The 17613-nt window shown below is 62.1% G+C and carries 23 protein-coding genes; all 23 read right to left on the bottom strand.

The features are described from left to right. Positions 1 to 296: 296 nt before the first annotated feature. Positions 297 to 776 (bottom strand): DUF2514 family protein, encoded by a 480-nt coding sequence (locus C266_RS26815; RefSeq protein ID WP_081636260.1) that lies wholly within the window; start codon positions 774 to 776, stop codon positions 297 to 299. Then, positions 773 to 1192 (bottom strand): lysozyme, encoded by a 420-nt coding sequence (locus C266_RS11895; RefSeq protein ID WP_010806507.1) that lies wholly within the window; start codon positions 1190 to 1192, stop codon positions 773 to 775. The genes C266_RS26815 and C266_RS11895 overlap by 4 nt, the downstream gene beginning before the upstream one ends. Positions 1193 to 1202: 10 nt before the next feature. After that, on the bottom strand, positions 1203 to 1532 hold the full coding sequence (locus tag C266_RS11890) for a hypothetical protein (RefSeq protein ID WP_010806506.1): 330 nt from the start codon (positions 1530 to 1532) through the stop codon (positions 1203 to 1205). Further along, positions 1529 to 1900 carry a putative holin gene (locus tag C266_RS11885; RefSeq protein WP_010806505.1) on the bottom strand — a complete coding sequence of 124 codons (372 nt, stop codon included), beginning with the start codon at positions 1898 to 1900 and terminating at the stop codon, positions 1529 to 1531. Before C266_RS11885 ends, C266_RS11890 begins: the two co-directional genes overlap by 4 nt. An 83-nt stretch (positions 1901 to 1983) precedes the next feature. After that, positions 1984 to 2439 carry a hypothetical protein gene (locus C266_RS11880; protein WP_010806504.1) on the bottom strand — a complete coding sequence of 152 codons (456 nt, stop codon included), beginning with the start codon at positions 2437 to 2439 and terminating at the stop codon, positions 1984 to 1986. A 1-nt stretch (position 2440) separates the two neighbouring features. Then, the gene (locus C266_RS28060) at positions 2441 to 3457 is read right to left on the bottom strand and encodes a hypothetical protein (protein WP_010806503.1); all 1017 of its coding nucleotides are present in this window, start codon (positions 3455 to 3457) and stop codon (positions 2441 to 2443) included. 2 nt (positions 3458 to 3459) lie between these two features. Then, positions 3460 to 4029, bottom strand: coding sequence for a YmfQ family protein (locus tag C266_RS11870; RefSeq protein ID WP_010806502.1), 570 nt, complete (start codon positions 4027 to 4029; stop codon positions 3460 to 3462). Next, on the bottom strand, positions 4026 to 5093 hold the full coding sequence (locus tag C266_RS11865; protein WP_010806501.1) for a baseplate J/gp47 family protein: 1068 nt from the start codon (positions 5091 to 5093) through the stop codon (positions 4026 to 4028). Before C266_RS11865 ends, C266_RS11870 begins: the two co-directional genes overlap by 4 nt. Then, positions 5093 to 5443 (bottom strand): phage GP46 family protein, encoded by a 351-nt coding sequence (locus tag C266_RS11860; protein WP_010806500.1) that lies wholly within the window; start codon positions 5441 to 5443, stop codon positions 5093 to 5095. The genes C266_RS11865 and C266_RS11860 overlap by 1 nt, the downstream gene beginning before the upstream one ends. 69 nt (positions 5444 to 5512) lie before the next feature. After that, a complete protein-coding gene (locus C266_RS11855) occupies positions 5513 to 6115 on the bottom strand; it encodes a phage baseplate assembly protein V (RefSeq protein WP_010806499.1) in 603 nt (200 codons plus the stop codon). Beyond that, on the bottom strand, positions 6112 to 7242 hold the full coding sequence (locus C266_RS11850) for a phage baseplate assembly protein (protein WP_010806498.1): 1131 nt from the start codon (positions 7240 to 7242) through the stop codon (positions 6112 to 6114). Before C266_RS11850 ends, C266_RS11855 begins: the two co-directional genes overlap by 4 nt. Next, positions 7226 to 8674, bottom strand: a complete 1449-nt coding sequence (locus C266_RS11845; RefSeq protein WP_010806497.1) for a DNA circularization protein — start codon at positions 8672 to 8674, stop codon at positions 7226 to 7228. The genes C266_RS11850 and C266_RS11845 overlap by 17 nt, the downstream gene beginning before the upstream one ends. 1 nt (position 8675) lies before the next feature. Beyond that, on the bottom strand, positions 8676 to 10856 hold the full coding sequence (locus C266_RS11840) for a phage tail tape measure protein (protein ID WP_246831173.1): 2181 nt from the start codon (positions 10854 to 10856) through the stop codon (positions 8676 to 8678). 170 nt (positions 10857 to 11026) lie between these two features. Next, positions 11027 to 11416, bottom strand: coding sequence for a hypothetical protein (locus C266_RS11835; protein ID WP_246831172.1), 390 nt, complete (start codon positions 11414 to 11416; stop codon positions 11027 to 11029). Positions 11417 to 11418: 2 nt separating this feature from the next. Then, on the bottom strand, positions 11419 to 11796 hold the full coding sequence (locus tag C266_RS11830) for a hypothetical protein (RefSeq protein WP_010806494.1): 378 nt from the start codon (positions 11794 to 11796) through the stop codon (positions 11419 to 11421). Positions 11797 to 11821: 25 nt separating this feature from the next. Further along, positions 11822 to 13246 carry a phage tail sheath subtilisin-like domain-containing protein gene (locus C266_RS11825; RefSeq protein WP_010806493.1) on the bottom strand — a complete coding sequence of 475 codons (1425 nt, stop codon included), beginning with the start codon at positions 13244 to 13246 and terminating at the stop codon, positions 11822 to 11824. Positions 13247 to 13248: 2 nt separating this feature from the next. After that, positions 13249 to 13461: a DUF2635 domain-containing protein gene (locus C266_RS11820; RefSeq protein WP_010806492.1), complete on the bottom strand. Its 213-nt coding sequence runs from the start codon at positions 13459 to 13461 to the stop codon at positions 13249 to 13251. After that, positions 13458 to 14150: a DUF1834 family protein gene (locus tag C266_RS11815; protein ID WP_010806491.1), complete on the bottom strand. Its 693-nt coding sequence runs from the start codon at positions 14148 to 14150 to the stop codon at positions 13458 to 13460. Before C266_RS11815 ends, C266_RS11820 begins: the two co-directional genes overlap by 4 nt. After that, positions 14150 to 14575, bottom strand: coding sequence for a gp436 family protein (locus C266_RS11810; protein WP_010806490.1), 426 nt, complete (start codon positions 14573 to 14575; stop codon positions 14150 to 14152). The genes C266_RS11815 and C266_RS11810 overlap by 1 nt, the downstream gene beginning before the upstream one ends. A gap of 5 nt (positions 14576 to 14580) precedes the next feature. Next, entirely contained in the window at positions 14581 to 15069 is a 489-nt protein-coding gene (locus C266_RS11805; RefSeq protein WP_010806489.1) for a hypothetical protein, read from the bottom strand. 30 nt (positions 15070 to 15099) lie between these two features. Further along, the gene (locus C266_RS11800; protein ID WP_010806488.1) at positions 15100 to 16008 is read right to left on the bottom strand and encodes a Mu-like prophage major head subunit gpT family protein; all 909 of its coding nucleotides are present in this window, start codon (positions 16006 to 16008) and stop codon (positions 15100 to 15102) included. A gap of 29 nt (positions 16009 to 16037) precedes the next feature. Continuing rightward, on the bottom strand, positions 16038 to 16442 hold the full coding sequence (locus C266_RS11795; RefSeq protein WP_010806487.1) for a hypothetical protein: 405 nt from the start codon (positions 16440 to 16442) through the stop codon (positions 16038 to 16040). Then, complete coding sequence (locus tag C266_RS11790) at positions 16439 to 17524, bottom strand: phage protease (protein ID WP_010806486.1); 1086 nt, start codon at positions 17522 to 17524, stop codon at positions 16439 to 16441. Before C266_RS11790 ends, C266_RS11795 begins: the two co-directional genes overlap by 4 nt. Positions 17525 to 17613 lie beyond the last annotated feature (89 nt).

Raw genomic sequence — 17613 nt, 5'->3', positions numbered from 1 at the left:
GGGACGTCTGATACTCGCGCTGGGTCTTCTCCCCTCGCCACCCCCGACGGGGGAGAATTTCGGGGCCCGTACCCCCCGGTACGGGCTTTTTTTCGTGAGAAGACCCGTCCCAAAAAAACGAGAATTTGGGGCGATTCTTTCGTGGGATATGGATCGCAATGCCCAACGTACCACGCCTTGCCTCCCGGCGTATTGGCCGCGAGTGTCTGGGGGGATGCTCAACGCCCTCCATCCGGATCACGTTTGGTCCGGATGGGTCTTTTCTCACAGCGCCCCGCAGTTACGACGCCCTGGCGTCAACGCATCCCGGCATTTAGCGCGTCATAGCTTCGCTCACAGGCAAGCCCTGCGATGTGGGCAGCGTCAGCGAATTCCGCCAGTTTCCCCGCTCGTTCATCAGCGCGGCCGAGCACGTCGGCAAGCACTCCGATGGGGTCTGCGGCTGGCGCGCTTCCGTCGGCAGCGGTGGAATGGCGCGCGACGGTGACGAGTTCGGCAACTCGGCGGCGCAACTGGTCAGAAGCGGCAGTAGCAGCGCGAGCGTCGTCGCGCGCTTTGTCAGCGGATTGTTTCGCGTCATTGGTAATTCCTGCTTGGGTTTGTACACGTTCACGGTATTCGTCTCGCTCTGCGGCGAGTTCCTTGGCGGTCTTCTCAAGCATCGCCACCTTGGCCGATTGATCGGCGTCCCGGTGCCCCTTCCAGTAACCACCGGCAATGCCGAGCGAGACGGCCAGGAGACATACGCCCCACACACGGGGACTGAGCCAAGTCATACGCCCGTCTCCATCATCGACGCCAGGCGTGTGGCGCGTGCGCCTACCTCTTGCGCCCACCGGCTATCCAGCATTTCCCGCTTCGCCACCGGCCAGTCGTGACGCTCCACGGACGCCAGGAAATTTCGGAACTCCAACAGCCTGCCCTGCAGGTTGAACGCCATGTTCATCAGCACGCGCTGACGCACCGGATCAAGCGACTGCCACCATGGCAGGTTGTGATCGAGCCACGCCTCGGCTTCCGAAATATCGTTCGCATACATCAGATCGACCTCGTCAGGGCGAAGGCCCTTGTCGGTCAGGTTGCGCCCGATCCCGCCAGAAACCTTTCCCACCGTATCGACATACAAGCGCAGCCGATAGCCTTCGTCGCAGGTCAACTCGGCTTTCAGTGCTGATGCGTCGTAGTTGCTCATCGTTTGTCCCTTATCGTCCCGCCTGCCGCACCGCCGTCAGCAGCACGGACACATCCCCTCGGCAACGCCAGATCACCCACAGCGCCAGCACAAGAATCACCACGTTGGCAGGCTCCACCGGGGTGTTGAACCAGCCCACCCAGACACGCAGCGCCAATACCCCGAAGGAACTCGCCAGCACGTAACGGGCGAGCCGGTGCGAGAGCGCGGGCGTCTGCTTGCCCGCTGGCGGGCCAAACACCACCAGCAGGAAAATGGCCGTAGCCATCACGCCTGTCGCCACCAGCATCCAGAAGTCCAGCACCCCGGCCGCATGAAAATGCGCAACGAGCCTCGTCATTTACCACCTCCAATCATCTTGTTAAGCAGTTGGGTCAGGGCTTGCGGCAATGCCGTCTCCACCCAACTGAGTAGAACCATAGCCAGCGTTACCACCAACGCGGACGAAAAGAATGCGGCCGGCCACGCAGGCAGCCACGGTGCAGCCACTTCAAGACTCGGCGTCACGGCGTAGCCGCCCACCAGCGAGACGCAGAAGTACAAGATCTTTTTGAGGCGCGACGTTTCCTGGCTGCGTAGTGCAAAAATCAGCGCGCCACACAGCACACCGCTGAGCACTACCAGATCGGCTTGCGGCCAAATGGCCGCGAGTGTTGCGCCGCTGGCCGCACCAGCGGCAACAAATGCAACGGTAGAAGTTGTCAACATATTTCTATTTCTAGCGGGACACGAGATATCGGTGATCTGCGACGGGGGGCGCAAGCGAGGCGGCTGTGCCTGCGGCCCGCGCATCACGCAGGCCACACAATCGCCGCGACTTCCTTTTCCGTCTTCGCGACCTGGACTTTCAACACAAGCGCGTCTTTTTGCTGCAACCGCGCCGCGACCGCCGCAAAAGCATCCATGCCCACCTGCTGAATCTGCGCGGCCGTGTGCTCTCGACGTGCCCAGACGTGCTGGGCATCCGCGCACGGGAATGGCACGCGCCAGTCTTTGTTGGCACTGAACACTGGCAACTGCGAAGCGGTCACGGCCGCGCTCAGGTTCTGCTGGTCGGTAGGGTGCGACGGATAGGTATGCGGCTCGCCCAGCGCGCTCGACTGAAAACCCGAAACAATGGCTTGCGCGCAGTCACTGTTCAGCCAGGCGATACGAGCGGATTTCGCCCCCGCCAGTTGCTCGGCGGCCAACGCCGCGAGTTCGTCGGCAGGAATGTCGATCTCGACACCATTTACAAGACGTTTCATATCAATTCACTCCATAAAGCTTGACGGTCGCGTTGACGATGCTGCCGCTTGAGAGTTGCAGACGGATGCCGTCGATGGACCGTTGGCTCTCAAGCGCTCCTGCGCCGTAGTAGCGCGCGACAGTTCCCACGCCCGAGTCCGCGTTGTGGTTCTGCATATCCCAGGTGAGGCGCTTGAACGCAGAGCCGCTATGCGGGCTGTAGATCACGATGCGCCCGGCCACACCGAGTCCGTTACCGGCATGCATACCGTTCAGGATTTGGATGTGGTCACCTCCAGCATTGCCCGGCGCGGCCCCCGTGCGCGCCTGGTTGTTGTAGGCCCAGGTGCTTATGTAGGATGAGGAGCGCCAGCTTCCCCCTTCAGATAAGCGTAGCCACAGCTCCGCCCCCATCGTGTCCGTGGACAAGTCGCAGATTTCTACGATGTACTGCGCATAGTCGTCGGACAGATTCGAGAAATCGATCGATGACACGCTGGAGGTCACATTCGACGTCTGTAAGCGCGTGATCGCCATCGAGTCTTTGGCGAGATAGCGGCCATCGGCTTCGCCCTTGATGCCGTAGCCATCGAGCGTGGTAGGCTTGCCTGTGACACCATCCCAGGTGGAAGCGCCTGCCTCGCCCTTCTTGGCATACAGGCCATTCGCCGATCGGCGGTTTAACGCATGCCCATCTTCGGTCGCATCGGCTACCTGAAACGTCTGTGCGGCGTCGCCCGCTTTTTTGGCGAAGTCGGCCTCGGATTTGGGGAGGTATGGCTCTACGGCCTTGGCGATCAGCTTCTGGACATCGTCCGACGTCGCGTGACCACCCACCGCACTAGCGAGCATCTTCTGAATTGCCTTCAGGATCTGCTTGTTGTCCCCCTTGTCCAGCTTGATGCCGACACTCTCAGGGATGGCGGCAAGTTCTTCCTGCACGGCCTCCATGTAGTCCCGTGTGACGACGCTGCCTTTGACGCCTGCCGACGGATCGCCCGCATGGAAATGGCCGTCAGGCGTATCAATACGTTGCATGGTTATTTGTCCAGATATTGAAAGTAGACGAAGGTGTCTGCCGGTTTGAGATCACGAAACATGGCTTCGAGGATGGGATCGGAGAAGGCCATCAACGGCTCACCAACGGTGCTCTCGTCAACGCGAAAGTCGTACGTCAGCTCCGGTGCGCCGTGCACGATCACGCCCCACTGGTCCACAATGTTCTCGTTCCATAGCGCGTCCCCAACGCACGCCTCGTCCACGCGAAACGGTTCCGGCTCGACGATCTCGATCCGATAGCCCAGCGCAGCGGCCAGCCGCATGAAATACGGGATCGACAAGCCACCGGTTTCATTGAGCTTTGCTACAACAGTCGAGACACGTTGCTGAAGCGTCGCATCTGGCTTCGGCGCGAGGCCGCACACGCGCTCCCAGTCCGGCAAATATTGATGGGCGTAGTACGGGGTGATTGCATCCTCGATCGCCTCAGCGTCGGCCAGCGCACGATCGAGCGCCATGCCCTCAACCATGAGTCCCAGCGCCAGATTCGGCTCGCCCGGCGCATACGACACCGGTGGGAGCAACTGGCTGAGCAGCTCGGCGTGACTCATGCCATCACCCGCAACTCGACCTTCCCGAGTTGGCACCACTCGACCACGTGTTCATTAACGAGTGCGACGACGTTGGCGGCCGGGCTGTCGAGCGTGTAGTCGATGACACCGGTCGTGTCGTTGATCACACCGCCGATGCGATTGCGGATCGCGGTTTCGCCAGGCGAGAGCGTGGCGCTATAGGCCTTGAGGCTGCTCGTGATTACCTCGCGCGCCACGTCCAGCGTCAGGCCGTCAAGCTTGAGGGCCGCCGTCACGTCATACGTCTTGATCGTCGGCATCATCACGCGCACGTCTTTTGCGCGCACCGGACGCATCTCGTCGATACGCGCCTGGACGGCCTTGAGCACCTTGTCCGAGGGCAGACCGTCGTGCGTCACAATGACCACATCGACCGTGCCCAGCCCTCGACGCAGCGGGTAGACATAGGCGGCCGACACGCCCGGCACTTCCATGGCCCACTGCCAATAGTCGTATTTGTTGCCTCCAGCAGGCGGGCGGCGAATCCGTTGGAGTAGCCGGGCGAGCAGGCTGTCGAGCGATTCGATCTCGGTGCCGCCGCGCAGATGGGTGATCGTAAGCGTGGCGTCGAATCCAGCGGGCGGCACGGTGAGCGTGAGCGTCTGGCCATCCTCGCGGTTGCCGAGCTTCCCGGCGACGATGGCCTCTACGTCGACCAGGAGATGCCCCGTGGCGTCGGTCGTGCCGCCCGAGGTCGTGATGTATGCCGTGCCGTCTCGGTATTTGGCTCTCAAGCCGCTGGCGACGGCGCTCTGCGGCTTGCCGTCGATGCGCGCTTGGCCGCTAGCGATGACCGCCGTCTTTCGCTCGATGCCGCGCAGCCTCGCGTGCAGGATGAGGTTTCGCTCGTCGGCCGTGTCAGGGAAAATTTGCCGCTCAAGCCACGCCTGGTGCGCGTACAGTCCTTCGACGGCACTGGCAACGCTGCTCGCACGCACGAAATAATCGGAGTCTTCTCCGATGTGCGCGTCCACGCGTTGATTGCGGATCTCGCGCAACATGTTCGCGCGGACCTGGTCGAGTGTCAGGATCGTACCCGGCATTACGACACCTTGACCTGGTATTGAAAGTACTGCGATTTGCCCGCCGCCTGGTGCACGTCGATATGTAGCAAGACCCAGCCGGGATTGCACGCGTCGGCCTTGAGGATGATCTTGGTCGCCCGTCCGTCCTTAACGATGGGGGCGAGGGCCTGCTCGGCGTATTGCTCGACCAGGCGTCGCACGCGCGGCGTGTCCTTTTCTCGGGCCAGCGTATGGAGCAACGAGCCGACATTGGGGGCCGCCCACCAAGAACCAAGCGGTGTTTCGAGGCGAATATAGATCGCGTTCGCCAACGAATCCGTTTGCGAGCCAGCGTAGCCACCAGTGCGGGGATTGAGCAGAGCGTCCATGTGCCGATTTTGCTCGGCACGCGCGACCTGAGAAATGCAACGGCTGTCATTGGTCGCGCTCGTATTCCATCAAGACGGAACGTCTGTGACGTTACCCGGCACCGGATGTTTGTGACCAAGGAAGCTCTTGCCGCCGATCTCGACGTCGCCCTTCACCTTCATGCTGCCATCCACGACAACGCCTTCTCCACCGGACACGCTCAAACCACCTTGGCCGGTGATCTGTTCTGCGACGTTGAGCAGATGTTTGACGTTGACCTTCGGGCTATCGATGTTGACCGCTTCTTCGGCCGTGATATTAAGCGTTTTCGTGGTGATGTTCATCACCCGACCTCGGGCCAAATGCACAGAATCTCCCTCGTCGGAATACAGCGCGACTTCGCCGGGTTTCAGGGCCTTGAGCCGGTACTGTCCATGCTCGGTGGCAATCACAATGCTGTGGCTTGTCCTGCCACCAATGGGCACCACAATCATCATCGTGCCGGACGGCGGCGCGCTGGTATAGCCGTAGTGCTGGAAGAGTTCCGCATCGACCACCGGCTCACCTGCGAGCCCCTCGCCCTGGATGATAACGACCGGGCCATCGGTTTTGGCAAGGCCAATCAGCCCGCGAAACGCGTGGCGAAAACTCGCCAGTGCGCGCCGAATGCGCTTGTCGATTTCCTCAATCATTTTCCGTGGCTCGCTGCGATGGTCGCATCAATGGTGGCGTCGGTCACGTGGAGCGATGGTCCCTCTTGCCTATGGCGATGACGCCCCGAGTGCGGATGCGCCTCCGGCCCCCACACGCCATCCTCTTTGAGTTTGAGCAGCGTGTGCTCGCCGCCCGGACGGCCGCCCGAAAAACGTCGCCCCATCAGGAAATAGACGGCATCTATCTCCCACTCGTCCCAGATAACGTGTACCCGCTGGCCGGGCTTCCACAGCACGCCGTCGCTCGTGCGATGGCCCTGCACGGACGCGCGCAGCGTGTGAGCCGCCAGCGCTGAGTCCGAGATGATCTTTTTGGCACGCGCCTCGGCGGCCGCGAGATTCGGTGCGTCGTGATCGACATGGATCTTCGGACGATAGACAGGCACGGTGGGATCCTTCACCGTGACTTTGATCGCGTGCTTGCCGGGCTCGCTGTGCGTGCCGTGCGTCTGGCCGAGGACCGTTACCTCGGAGTGACGCTCGGCCACCGAGCGGGATTCCTCGAACCATTCAACGTTATTGCCCTTGCCGCTCTCGCGCAGGATGAGGCTCGCCACGGGCGGTGCGTTGTAGTCCGGACCTCCAACGATCAATGTACCGTCGGGTTCGAACCACGGCCAAAGTCCCTCACCCTCGGCGGCGTGCCTGAGCACGTCCCACGCCGTGTCGCCCGGATCGACGGTGATTTTGTCCCAGGTGTAGCCGGTGCTTTTTGCGTCAATGCGTACCGTCGAGATGCCCAGCGGCTTGACGATGCTCGACGCCACCTCGGCAAGCGTCACCTGTCTGGCGGTAAAGATCGGGGCCGAGCAGTCACGCAGGATGGCCGCGTAGTCACGCCCGTGCAGCGCAAGCGACTTCTCTCGCTTGCTCGTCTTGCGCTGCACGCTGTCGACATAGCCCATCAGTACCGTGTCACGTCCCATCCGCACTTCGACATGCGCCCCGGCCCGGGCTTGTCCGGGCAGCTTCCCCTCAGGCTGCGTGAGCGTGACTTGCCACGCGTCTGCCGGGATCAGCAGATCAGAGTCAATCGAGTAGGCCGACCAATAGGCGTGCGAATGGCCGTCGATCAGCAGCGTGACGCCGTCATTGGGCGAATCCACTGAGTACCTCCCCACGTTCGATAAAGTTGGGATTGCGCAGTTGCGGGTTCAGGCGCTGCAACTCGGACGCGCGACGGTAATCGCCGTACCAGAGGTGGGCGATCAATGTGAGATTGGCCGGGGCGTGCACGGTGCGCGTGACAATCGGGGGCAACACATCAATCACCTTGATGGCCAGTTGCTGGATGGCTTGCGCTGTGTCCTTCAACCGCTCGACTACCGGGTGGGACTCCTCGACCGGCACGGCCGCACGCACGGCGTCGATGGCAATCTGGAGCAATTCGCGTGTGTCGCCTGCGATTTGCTCGACCTGGGCGGGTGTCAGGGCTGGGCCAGCGGGTGTCGTCTGAGCATTGACGGGTTGGTCACGGGACGCCTGCGGCGTAGACGCGACCTGCGCTGAGCCCGTCTCCGGCAGCGGTGCCGGGGAACGCACGGTCGTGATCCGCTCCGCTTCGCGCGCGAGCAGCGTTGCCGCCACAGAGGCCATCGCGGTAGACACGGTCGTGGCCGTGACGGCCCGCACAAGCGCCACATCCGATGCGGCCGCAGCGATGACACTGGATTTCTTCGCAGCGTAAGGGGCACGCGGATCGAAGCTCGATACGGACTCGGGCGACGGGCGGAGCGCGTGCGTGAGCGGTGTTGCCGCTCCATTCGACAAGGACTCCACGTGACCGGATGCCACACCAGCAGGCAATTTGATTATGTCGTGCATCTGGTGTTTCAGATCCGTCCAGTCGGACATGATGAGGCCCGGATCGAACATGCGGAAGTCACACACGCTCGTGACCATGCCCATCAGGTCTGAGGCAAAAGCGCCAGGAAACGTCAGAAAATCGAGGGCCGTCTGTTTCACATCGGCAACAAACGATTTGATCGCCCCGAGCGTTTTATTCATCACGTTGCGAAATGCGTTCAAGCGGCGCAACCCTGCCTTCGCCATCTTGAGTGCGCCCACCGCCTTATCGAACATCGAAGCGCCCGCCTGCTGAGCCGCAGCAGCCTTGCTCGTCGCCGCGTCCGCGATCTGACTCGCCTGACGATCGATGAAAAACGGATTGCCTGGGGTCGCCCGTTTGAAGTGCATTTCGATCTGGCACGCATCGACGTTTTCAGCGTCGTGTGAGACGTGCGCCGTCATGAACTGCATGTTCGGCAGTGAGCCGAATACCGGGTGGATCAGCTCGCCCGCGCCCTTGACGGTGAGTGCGTCGAGCAGTGCCTTCATACGCCGCTCGTAGTCGTCGCCGAAGATAATGGCCGTGAGGCTCACGTCGTGGGCTTTGAGGCCCAGGTCACGGATGTCCTCGCCGTCGACGTAGGGCGACGCGTAGTGTGCCGTGTCCTTTTCGATCCCGTCCGAGGTGCGTTGCACGTCAAATGCGACGCCCCGGAATGACGCATCAAGCAAGGTATCTTTCCAGGCCATATCAATACCTAAATGCCGTGCGCTGAGAACTCATGGCAATGAATTCCTGAAAGTTGTGCGCGTCGACGTGGAACACAACGTGATTCTCGATGACCGGTGGCTTTTCGTCCTTCTTCTGAGCAAAGATGGCTTCGCCGATGGTTTTGCCAAGCTTGTCGCCCCAATCACCACCGAGATAACCCCCGGCGAACCCGCCGACAACGCCTCCGACGGCAGTGCCAATGCCAGGCACAATGGATCCGATTGCCGCGCCTGCGGCCGCCCCCGCCGAAATACCTGCCCAGGTCCCCAGTCCAGCCCCCGCCGCGCCTACATAACCCGCTTTCTTCTCGTCAGCGGTCTTTGACGGGTCGTTATAGACCGATGCCGCCTCTGCCACGCCCGCCACGATTGCCCCGACAGGGCCGGCCCACCGGGCAAGACCTGCTCCGCGCGCAAACAACCCCGCCTCGGCAGCGACTCCAGCGCCTGCGCCCGCTGCTGCGGCACCGCCCCCCGTCACCAATCGCATCAGACCGATGCCAGTCAATACACCGGTGAGCCCCTCGAACGCCAGTGTCGTGCCCGCGATCGCTTTCGCGAGACCCGGGTATTCCTTCGCGTAGTCCGCCAGCTTTCCCGCCGCGTCGCCCAGCTTTTCGTTGAGGCCACGAAGCGCTTCCATCTCGGCAATCTCCGCCTCATTCTTAAGCTGCTGCGCTTTGAACCCGTCCATGCCTTTGACCACCTCGAAGTCGCTGGCAATCATGCCCCCGCCACGGTCCCACTCCTTCATTGAAGCGTTGTAGGCTTCCCGGTACTTATCCTTTTGCGTCATGTAGGCGGTCAAGGCCATCACTGCCTGTTGATTGCCGAACAGCTTCCCGATGGCCGAGCCCTGGATCAGGTTTGACATATCGGTGAGCAGTTCCTTGCGCTCGCCGGGCGAGGCCGTTTTCAACTTGCGCTGGACCTCTTGATACTTTGGGTTCTTCCCGAGAATCGTCTGCGTCATCGCCTCGACCGCATCGAGCATGTTGCCGCCTCGCTCCTGCGTCTTGATCTTGACCTCGTCGAAGTTGGCGATCCCGGCACGCTTGGCGCGGTGCGCCAAATCCGTGCTCGACAGGTGGTGAAGTAAGTCCTGAACGTTGGTGCCCGCCTGTCCCGTCGTGCCCGCCGTCGTCATGGCGGCCTCGTTCATGGCAATGATGGTCGCGATCCCTTTCGGACCGGAAAAGCCTGCGTTGGCGGCTGCTGCCATTTGCTCGGGTAGGTAGCGAGCCAAATCGCGGATCTTGAACTCTCCCGTGTGACCGCCCGCTGCGGCCATATCCGTCACGATCCCGGCATCCTTTTCAGGAATGCGCATACTCTGCACCGATCTCGCAGCAATGTTGCCCAGCTCAACAGAATCGGCGCCTTCGGCCATCGCGCCTTTCTGAAGACGCGGCAGCAATTCAAACGCCGCCTTATGTCCGAAAACGTCGTGAGAGAGCAGCTTTTCCAACGCTTCTTCCGCTTGCTCCAACGTGCCTCCGCCTTCGCCCACGGCCCGGTAAATCGCGTGGCGCAGCTCCTCCGTCTTCTTGACGCGCTCTTTCGGTGTCAGGTTGCGATAGGCCGTGTTCGCCATCAAGGCCATGCGCATATCGAACTGCATCGTGCGGTCCACCGGCCCCGCAATAACGCGAGAGCCAGCGTAGGCTCCCGCAATACCCTCGCCAATGTGGTGAACGCCGCTCACTCCCCGCGAGAGGAGACCTTGTTTCTCCACCGTCTTGCCCAGCTCTTTGTTGAGGTCGGCGACCTTCTTCTGCAACGCGACAAACGCGCGCGCCTGCTCATTGGCCGAAGCAAACCCGGCGCGCTGGAGCCGGTTGTAAGCGGCGATGGTCTGATTGATTTCACGTTGCACCGTCTGCTCGGAGCGCACATCGAGCACCGAGCGCGCCTCGGCCAGGCGCTGCGAGCCCATCAGCACATTGCGGTTTGAGCGCACATAGGCCGCCTCGGTCTGGACGACGTTGCGCTGGATCTGCTGCTCGCTGCGGGTCGATTCACCCGCACGCAGGGTGTATAGCGCACGGCTGGACGTGATCTCGACGCGAGACGCATCGGTGTAGGTGCGCTCGGTCGCCTTGATGCTGCGCTGGACATTGCGCTCGGCCTGCTGCGTGGGGCCTGATGCGGCGTCGCGCATGCGCAGTGTCAGGCCAACTTCGAGATCCCGTGACATGCCTCTTTCCTATTTCCGCTTGGGTGGTTTGCGCCGCAAGCTCTTGACGGTGGGGCCGGTGCCCGACTTCTCATTCACCCTGACACCGCGCAGCTCGAGATAGGCGCCCAGGTAAGCATCCAGTTCGGGCTCGCTCAGTTCGCGGATTCTGGCTTCGGTGAAGCCGCAGGGGCCGAGGATGAGGACGGCGCGCCGGAAGTTGCCGAGGTGGCGCTCACGCGCTTGCGCTTTTTTTTGAGCACCTCCTGCGCCGCCCACAGTCGGTCAAAATCGCCGTCGACGGCCGTGCCGATCAGCTCGGGCGTGATTGCCTCTTTCGGAATCGTGCCCAGCGACACCAGGCACGACGCCACGAGCGCCGCGTTCACGCGCATATTGGACACGCCACCGCCGATGATCGACGGATGCTCGTAAGCGTTGATGTTGTCCTCTACGGTCGCCAGACGAATCGTGAAGTCATAGTGCAACTGGCCGCTGCCAGCCGGATATTCAATGCCGTAGTCCAGCGAATCGCTTTCAGTCATGTTCATTCCTCCACCCGTCGGGTCGAAAACAGCGTCAAGTCTCGACGCGCTTCGTTATCCACGTTGTACTGCTCGCCCAAGTCAAGCGTCACGCAGTCGTAATAGCTCACACGCTTGCCGCCCTGGGATACCGGGAATTGCGTGAGCTTGCCGCCCTCCATGCGCCACCAGTCGACCTCATCGGCCGAGAGTGGGATCACCACCGTCACCTTCAGCTCGTGTTCTTCGATACCACGCGCAAAGCCCTTGACGCGGCCCGTGCGGTTCATCGTCTTGACCGGCTTCTTGCCAGTCTTCGAGGTGGGCGAGAAGCTCACCACCTCGGCCTCTTTGCCGTCGACCTCGATCACGATCGCGCCGACGTATTCTTCCAATGCCATGTTTGGCTCCTATCGAGTGCGCGCGTTACAGGATCAGGTCGATGCGACCGGCGATTACGTGAAGTCCGGCCACGACGTTCGCAGGCAAGGCCGCATTGAGTTGCCCCACGCTTTGCCCATCCAACTCGCAAATGAGCTGGTTCTTGTGTTCGTCCACGTTTTGCAGAATCTCCAGCTCTTCGAGTTTGTAGGCCACATCGAGCAATTCGCTACGCACCTTGTCCGGCGTCTTCTTCGCCACCAGCTTCTCGCGCGGAAAGCGCAACGACACGCGCTGTAGCCACGCCTTACGGGCGAAGTCGAGCGAACGGATCGTGGTGATGTCGAGCAATGACGGATCATCCATGCCCTGCGCATCCTTGGTGTACATCATGATCGAGCGCACGATCTGCACCTTGTTGCCAGGGCCGACTTCGAAGGGCGTCACTCCGTTGTGCAAAGCGTTTTCCTGCTCGGTGCGGCCTGGGTGCGCCGTCACCGGCGTGACATCCAATCCCTCAAGCGGCAGCGTATTGAGTGGGCGCGCAGGATCCGTTTCGCTTGCGATAGTCGCCGCATAGGCTGCTGCAATCTCTGCGGGCAGGCTCACCGAACCGCAATACCAGCCCAAGGTGATACGCCCAGCGTTAAGTGCTCCGGCGAGCGTGGTGGACACCGCCAGCGTGCCGGGCGTACCCGCCACACCCACAGCAGGACGCTGCTCCATAGCGTGGGAAATGCTATCCAGGTGCGTGCGCAGTTTGGTGAGCGACGTCTCAGTCGGCCAGCAGGTGACGTACAGGTTGTACTTGGCCCCGAAGACTGCCGCGAGCGCCGGGGCGATATCCGGATCGTTCAGGCCACCGGCAAACGCCGTGATCTTGGCCGTCACCCCGGCGACCTGCGCCAATTGCGACAACACGATGCCGTTACCCGCTGCGCCCTTGTTCTTGGCCGTGAGCGCCAGCTTCGCCTCGGTCGCTTTGGCCGTGACCGGCAACGCTGGCAACTGCTTGAGTTGCGCCTCGAATCGCGCCGCGACCTGTGCAGGCGTATCACTGGTATTGACCGCAACATTCACGCGAGTGTTGCCGATATAGAGCGCAAATGCGCCGGGCGTCGTCGCCGTCCCGGTAAATTCCACGGTGGCCTGGGCGGGCTGTCCTGCTGCATCGTCGTCGAGCGCGATGACGGTCAGTGCCACGTAGCGGTTGGCCGTCATGGCCGCGACCGCTGCGATGTGTGCGAGTGAGCCTGCGCCAAAGCACGTTGCCGCTTGGTCACCGGAGAACACGTCGACCGGCGTGAGCTTGGGGACTGTGCCATCGGCCGTGCGCTGACCGACAATCAGCACCGATTGCTCATTGGTGGGCAGTGTGCGCACCGCGAGCTTGGTGTTGTACTCGAAGTGCTTGCCCGGCTTACGGATCCCGGACGGGATCGTGTCAAACGCAATGTGTTCGCTTGCCATGCTCAGGCTCCTTTCGCAGGCTTACTGGAAATCTGTGCGGCGCTCGGATCTACCGGCGCGGCAGGCACTGCGTCACGGACGATGAGATCGCCCTCCGCAACGCGGCGCTGGTAGTACGCCGTATCGGGCACGTCCTGCGCCTGGGCGTCGGTGATGTACTCACGTGCGGCAAATTCCCTGGGCACTCGGAGCCCGTCTCGTGCAATCACTTTCATGATTTTTCCTTGTCTCTCATCAGTACTCGATCCGACGCATTGGGCGGTCCCTTCTGGTCGGGGTGCAGGTAGTAGCGCATGAGCGTCGCTTGCCAGTCCGGGCTAGGCGGGTCCATCTGCCCCCCGTACCGGGCGAACAGGTCATCGATCGGGGCCGTCGAATCCTCTGCGGGGAACGTGCCGAGAAACAACGACGACTCCATCCAGGCGGTGCGAAACTCCAGCGCATAGACGGAAAACGCATCGGCGCGGGTCTTGGTGTTAAACACCGTGCGAATCGCACCCGGCACCAGCGCCTGAATCGGCAGGCCCATGTCCTGCTGATTCAGAAGACGGCGCACGCACGAGATCAACAGGTTCGAGCCCACCTCGCGCGGGTCGGGGCCACCGTGGCGGCTCGCCGCCTCACTGCGCACGCTGCGCGCACCCACCATCACCACAAAGATTGCCTCGGCCTTGTACTTCGAGCGCGCAAGCGATTCAGCGCCGGTGCGGGGGACACCACCGAAGGTCACCCACGCGGCCGGAAAGCGCCGCACGACTTGGTCGAGTTCCTCATCGTCAAACTCACCGCCATAGGTCTTGACCTCCCTAACCATACGACCGAGGCCTCGCGAGAGCCGGTCGACGATCGCCAGTTCCACAGCGGTGACGATGGGCACATAGGCCCCGGCGGTGGGCTCAGTCATCAGAAACCACCTCGATCCGAGTCGCTGAAAATCCGCGTGCCCAGATCAAACTGCACCGTGTTTTCCGCCTGAATCTCTGTGTCCGTGACGTCTAGGCCCAACGTGGCCGCGCCATCAGCCACGCGTTCGAGAAACCGGATTGCATCCTTGTAACGCACACGTACCGGATCGGTTTCACACGTGCAGGAACCACTGAGCCGATAGCGCACGATGTCGCAACACAGGCCCGCCAGAAAGCGAGCATGCGTCTTGACGGGCAATTGATAACGCGCAGCCAAATAGGTGTTCATCTCCGCACTGGCGTCTTCCAGCGCATAGTCCAGCACGCCGTTATCAATCTGACGTTGACAATCTCGGTCGGTGAGCGCGATCACCTCAAGCTCACCAAAGCGCTCGATCATCTCCTCGCGGCTCGCGTAGCTCATGGCGATTACTTCCCGGCTTTTTCGGGCTTGTCGGTCTTGCCTGCCGCGTCGGCTTTCTTGGCAGTGTCGGTCGCTTGCGTCTGCGTCAGCGCCTTTTCGCGTGCATCAAGCGCCTGCTCGCGGGAGTCCAACTCCGCTTGGCGCTCGTCCAATGACTTCGACTGCGCGTCGAGTTCGGCCTGACGCGCTTCCAGGGCCAGCGTGCGGTGCTTGTCCTCGTCATCAAGATCCAGCGTGAGGGTGCCGACCGATGCGAGCGCGTCGCGCACGTGGGTGGCGTCGTGGTACGGGAGTGCCTTGGCGCGCTCCGCACTCAGCTCAATCGCCGTAGGCACCACCACAAGCGACGGATCGTCGGTGATGGCGCGATACGCCTCGGGCGAGAGTGCTGCGAGTACCAATGTCTGCGGCGTGCGACCGAATACGTGGCCCACGCGACGGAATGTGTCTGCGGTGGCGGCCACCGAAATGGCCGGATGTTTCTGAAGGGTCATCTTTGTCGTGCCTATCTATATAGAGGGGACTTACTTGCCGTCACCGGTCGAGCCAGCGGCCAGTTGCCAGAAGCCAAAACCACCAGCGGCGCGCGCTTCCGCACCGAACTTGAATTTCTTGCGCATGAACACGTCTTCGGCCTGCGGGTCGACTTGCTGCACGAACACCGGGGCCTTGCGCTCCTGGTACACGAAGGGCTTAACCGGCTTGCTCGTATCAAGCAGGAACCAAGCGGTGTCCGAGAGCAGGCGTGCGTCGCACACCACCCTGGCGGTGCCCTTGTACGGGTTGGGTTTGCCGTCGTTCAGGCGATCATTGGTCATCAGCGCATTGCCGATATCCTCCAGCGCCGGGGGCACGAGCAGCACGCTGGGCGAGATATTGAGCGGTCGGCCCTCATCGTCCTTGACCTTGCGCAGCGCGGTACGTACCTTGCCGAAGGTGGCGATCGCCGCCGCCTGCCCGTCGATCGTGAGCGGCACGTTGAACTTGTTCGAGATCACGCCATCGCCAACCGGGTGATCGGTGTCGAAGAAATACTGACCGTCGTAGCACTTCTTGGTGAATGCGTTGTTCACCAGTTCATAGATAATCTCGTCGGGCAGTTGCTTGGCCGAATAGCCTGCGTTCTGCGCTTGCGGCGCGTAAATGCCCAGGCGATCGTCGTCGATGTCGTTGCGATCCACCTCGACGGTAGCCTCGAAGTCGTCGTTGACCACCGTGTAGCCGTGCGCCTTGAGTGCCTTGACGGCCTTCTCGCCCACCCACTTGCGCATCTGCGGGAAGCGGTCGAGCCAGGCATACAGCTCCTCGCGCCCGGTCGATGGCACGCGCATCGCGATTTGCTCCCACGTGCTCGGCGCCGCATCAAAAGCGTTGTTGAAATGGGCATTCAGACCGATAAAGATCTGATTGATCGATTGTGCGTTGACAAGCATCTCGCTTGACTCCCTGTCGTGATACTGAGTTAGAAGACCCAAACGCCGTCGGCGTCGATACCGGCCACCGCGCCCACCTTCGAGCGCTTGCCACCGCCGTCGGTCGCAGCCACCGTCTGGTTGTCCACCAGAAAACAGCGCTTGCCGAGCAGCGGTTGTTTTACTGGGTCGGTCGGCTCATTGGCCCACTTGAACGCTTTGCCGCGACGCACGAGGACGACGGTCGCGCCATCCGCACCCTTGGTGTTATCCACGAAGCAATCCGCGCGCCCAAGGTACGTCAGGTCGGCGGCCGTCTTGCCCTCAATGGCGTAGCCAGTTGCATCCGCGCACACGATGACGCCCGCGCGGATGACCGTGCCCGCCTTGACCGGCACGCCGACGAGTTCAAGATCCTTGAGCGGGGTGTTGCGATCCTGTGCCGTTGCGGTCATTTCGCATCTCCTTTGGCCTTGTTGAACACATCGGCCGTCAGACCGAGTTGGCGGCACACGGCCAGCGAGGTGTCGTCCATCGCGGCCGTGCGCTCACCACCGCCGGGTTCACGACCGCCCGTTTGCGTGGTGCGCAGTGCTGCAATCGGCTCGGCCGTTTGCAGGTATTGCGTCAGTTGCCCGAAGTTCGCTTTGCCCAGATCGCGCGCCCACGACTCTTGTGCCGGGAGCAAGCGTCCGTCCGAGAGTGCGGCCGTGATGACGGTCTCAAGTTGGCCCTGCTGCGACTGATGAGTCAGTACGGCGATCTGCTGACGCAGCCCGGTCATCGTCTCGATGGGCACGTACTTGGCCGGATCAGGCACGGCGCTCGTGAGTGCTGCGATACGCGTGTCGCGCTCGTCTAGCAGTTCGGCCAGATCGACGCTTGCCGCAGCCGTAGCGCCCACCTTGCCCGCGAGCGCATTGAGCGCGGCCACCGCCTGCTCTTCGGTAGCCGTTTCCGGCAGTTTCAATAGCAGCCGCAGCGCGGCCAACAGTGCTTTCATGTGAGACTCCTTCTCAGGGGATGTCGGGGGGTGAGGGGGCGACGCGGTGTCGGCCAGACGGCTCGCGGCCGCGAGCATGACTTCGCTCAGGTCGTCGAGTGCCGGGTTGTTGGTCAGCGCCGCGTTGATGAGTTGCAGCACGTTGCCGTCGGCGTCGTAGGTGAACACCGGGGAGATGAAGCGGTATTCCTTAGCCTCGACGTACTGACCACCGCGTGCGGTCCAGTCCACGTCAGTCGCAAAGAGGCCCTCGCCCTCGCGCCACTCCACCGCTTTGATCCAAGCGGCGGCCGGTGCTTGTATGCCGCTGGTGGCGGCCGACAGGGTCTGGTGTTCGTAATCGAGCACCATCGGCTTCTTCCGGGTGGCGAACGCAGCGACGAGGCGCTGCGCTCCTTGGGGAGTCACGCGCCAGGCGTCGCACTCAGTGGGGCGACCATCGTTGGCGCGAAACTCGCCCGCTGGCAGCAATTGCAGCGTGCCGGAACCGGGGCGAATCTCTAACGATAGGGAGGCGAGGAGGTGTTTTGCCATGCCGCTATCGTGGCGGCATAGGCGGCTTGACGCCTGTGGGGGACTGTCAGCGGGTGTGCTTGCTAGTGCTCGGCGCGCCAATGATCTTT

Source organism: Pandoraea sp. SD6-2 (assembly GCF_000389825.1).
In the GTDB taxonomy this organism is placed as follows: Bacteria; Pseudomonadota; Gammaproteobacteria; order Burkholderiales; family Burkholderiaceae; genus Pandoraea; species Pandoraea communis.
This window is presented reverse-complemented; position numbering and strand designations above follow the sequence as displayed.

Bases quoted from the DNA above. Each gene is read 5' to 3' on its own strand.
- C266_RS26815 (WP_081636260.1), bottom strand. From the start codon at position 776: ATGACTTGGCTCAGTCCCCGTGTGTGGGGCGTATGTCTCCTGGCCGTC.
- C266_RS11895 (WP_010806507.1), bottom strand. From the start codon at position 1,192: ATGAGCAACTACGACGCATCAGCACTGAAAGCCGAGTTGACCTGCGAC.
- C266_RS11890 (WP_010806506.1), bottom strand. From the start codon at position 1,532: ATGACGAGGCTCGTTGCGCATTTTCATGCGGCCGGGGTGCTGGACTTC.
- C266_RS11885 (WP_010806505.1), bottom strand. From the start codon at position 1,900: ATGTTGACAACTTCTACCGTTGCATTTGTTGCCGCTGGTGCGGCCAGC.
- C266_RS11880 (WP_010806504.1), bottom strand. From the start codon at position 2,439: ATGAAACGTCTTGTAAATGGTGTCGAGATCGACATTCCTGCCGACGAA.
- C266_RS28060 (WP_010806503.1), bottom strand. From the start codon at position 3,457: ATGCAACGTATTGATACGCCTGACGGCCATTTCCATGCGGGCGATCCG.
- C266_RS11870 (WP_010806502.1), bottom strand. From the start codon at position 4,029: ATGAGTCACGCCGAGCTGCTCAGCCAGTTGCTCCCACCGGTGTCGTAT.
- C266_RS11865 (WP_010806501.1), bottom strand. From the start codon at position 5,093: ATGCCGGGTACGATCCTGACACTCGACCAGGTCCGCGCGAACATGTTG.
- C266_RS11860 (WP_010806500.1), bottom strand. From the start codon at position 5,443: ATGGACGCTCTGCTCAATCCCCGCACTGGTGGCTACGCTGGCTCGCAA.
- C266_RS11855 (WP_010806499.1), bottom strand. From the start codon at position 6,115: ATGATTGAGGAAATCGACAAGCGCATTCGGCGCGCACTGGCGAGTTTT.
- C266_RS11845 (WP_010806497.1), bottom strand. From the start codon at position 8,674: ATGGCCTGGAAAGATACCTTGCTTGATGCGTCATTCCGGGGCGTCGCA.
- C266_RS11840 (WP_246831173.1), bottom strand. From the start codon at position 10,856: ATGCGCGACGCCGCATCAGGCCCCACGCAGCAGGCCGAGCGCAATGTC.
- C266_RS11835 (WP_246831172.1), bottom strand. From the start codon at position 11,416: ATGACTGAAAGCGATTCGCTGGACTACGGCATTGAATATCCGGCTGGC.
- C266_RS11830 (WP_010806494.1), bottom strand. From the start codon at position 11,796: ATGGCATTGGAAGAATACGTCGGCGCGATCGTGATCGAGGTCGACGGC.
- C266_RS11825 (WP_010806493.1), bottom strand. From the start codon at position 13,246: ATGGCAAGCGAACACATTGCGTTTGACACGATCCCGTCCGGGATCCGT.
- C266_RS11820 (WP_010806492.1), bottom strand. From the start codon at position 13,461: ATGAAAGTGATTGCACGAGACGGGCTCCGAGTGCCCAGGGAATTTGCC.
- C266_RS11815 (WP_010806491.1), bottom strand. From the start codon at position 14,150: ATGACTGAGCCCACCGCCGGGGCCTATGTGCCCATCGTCACCGCTGTG.
- C266_RS11810 (WP_010806490.1), bottom strand. From the start codon at position 14,575: ATGAGCTACGCGAGCCGCGAGGAGATGATCGAGCGCTTTGGTGAGCTT.
- C266_RS11805 (WP_010806489.1), bottom strand. From the start codon at position 15,069: ATGACCCTTCAGAAACATCCGGCCATTTCGGTGGCCGCCACCGCAGAC.
- C266_RS11800 (WP_010806488.1), bottom strand. From the start codon at position 16,008: ATGCTTGTCAACGCACAATCGATCAATCAGATCTTTATCGGTCTGAAT.
- C266_RS11795 (WP_010806487.1), bottom strand. From the start codon at position 16,442: ATGACCGCAACGGCACAGGATCGCAACACCCCGCTCAAGGATCTTGAA.
- C266_RS11790 (WP_010806486.1), bottom strand. From the start codon at position 17,524: ATGGCAAAACACCTCCTCGCCTCCCTATCGTTAGAGATTCGCCCCGGT.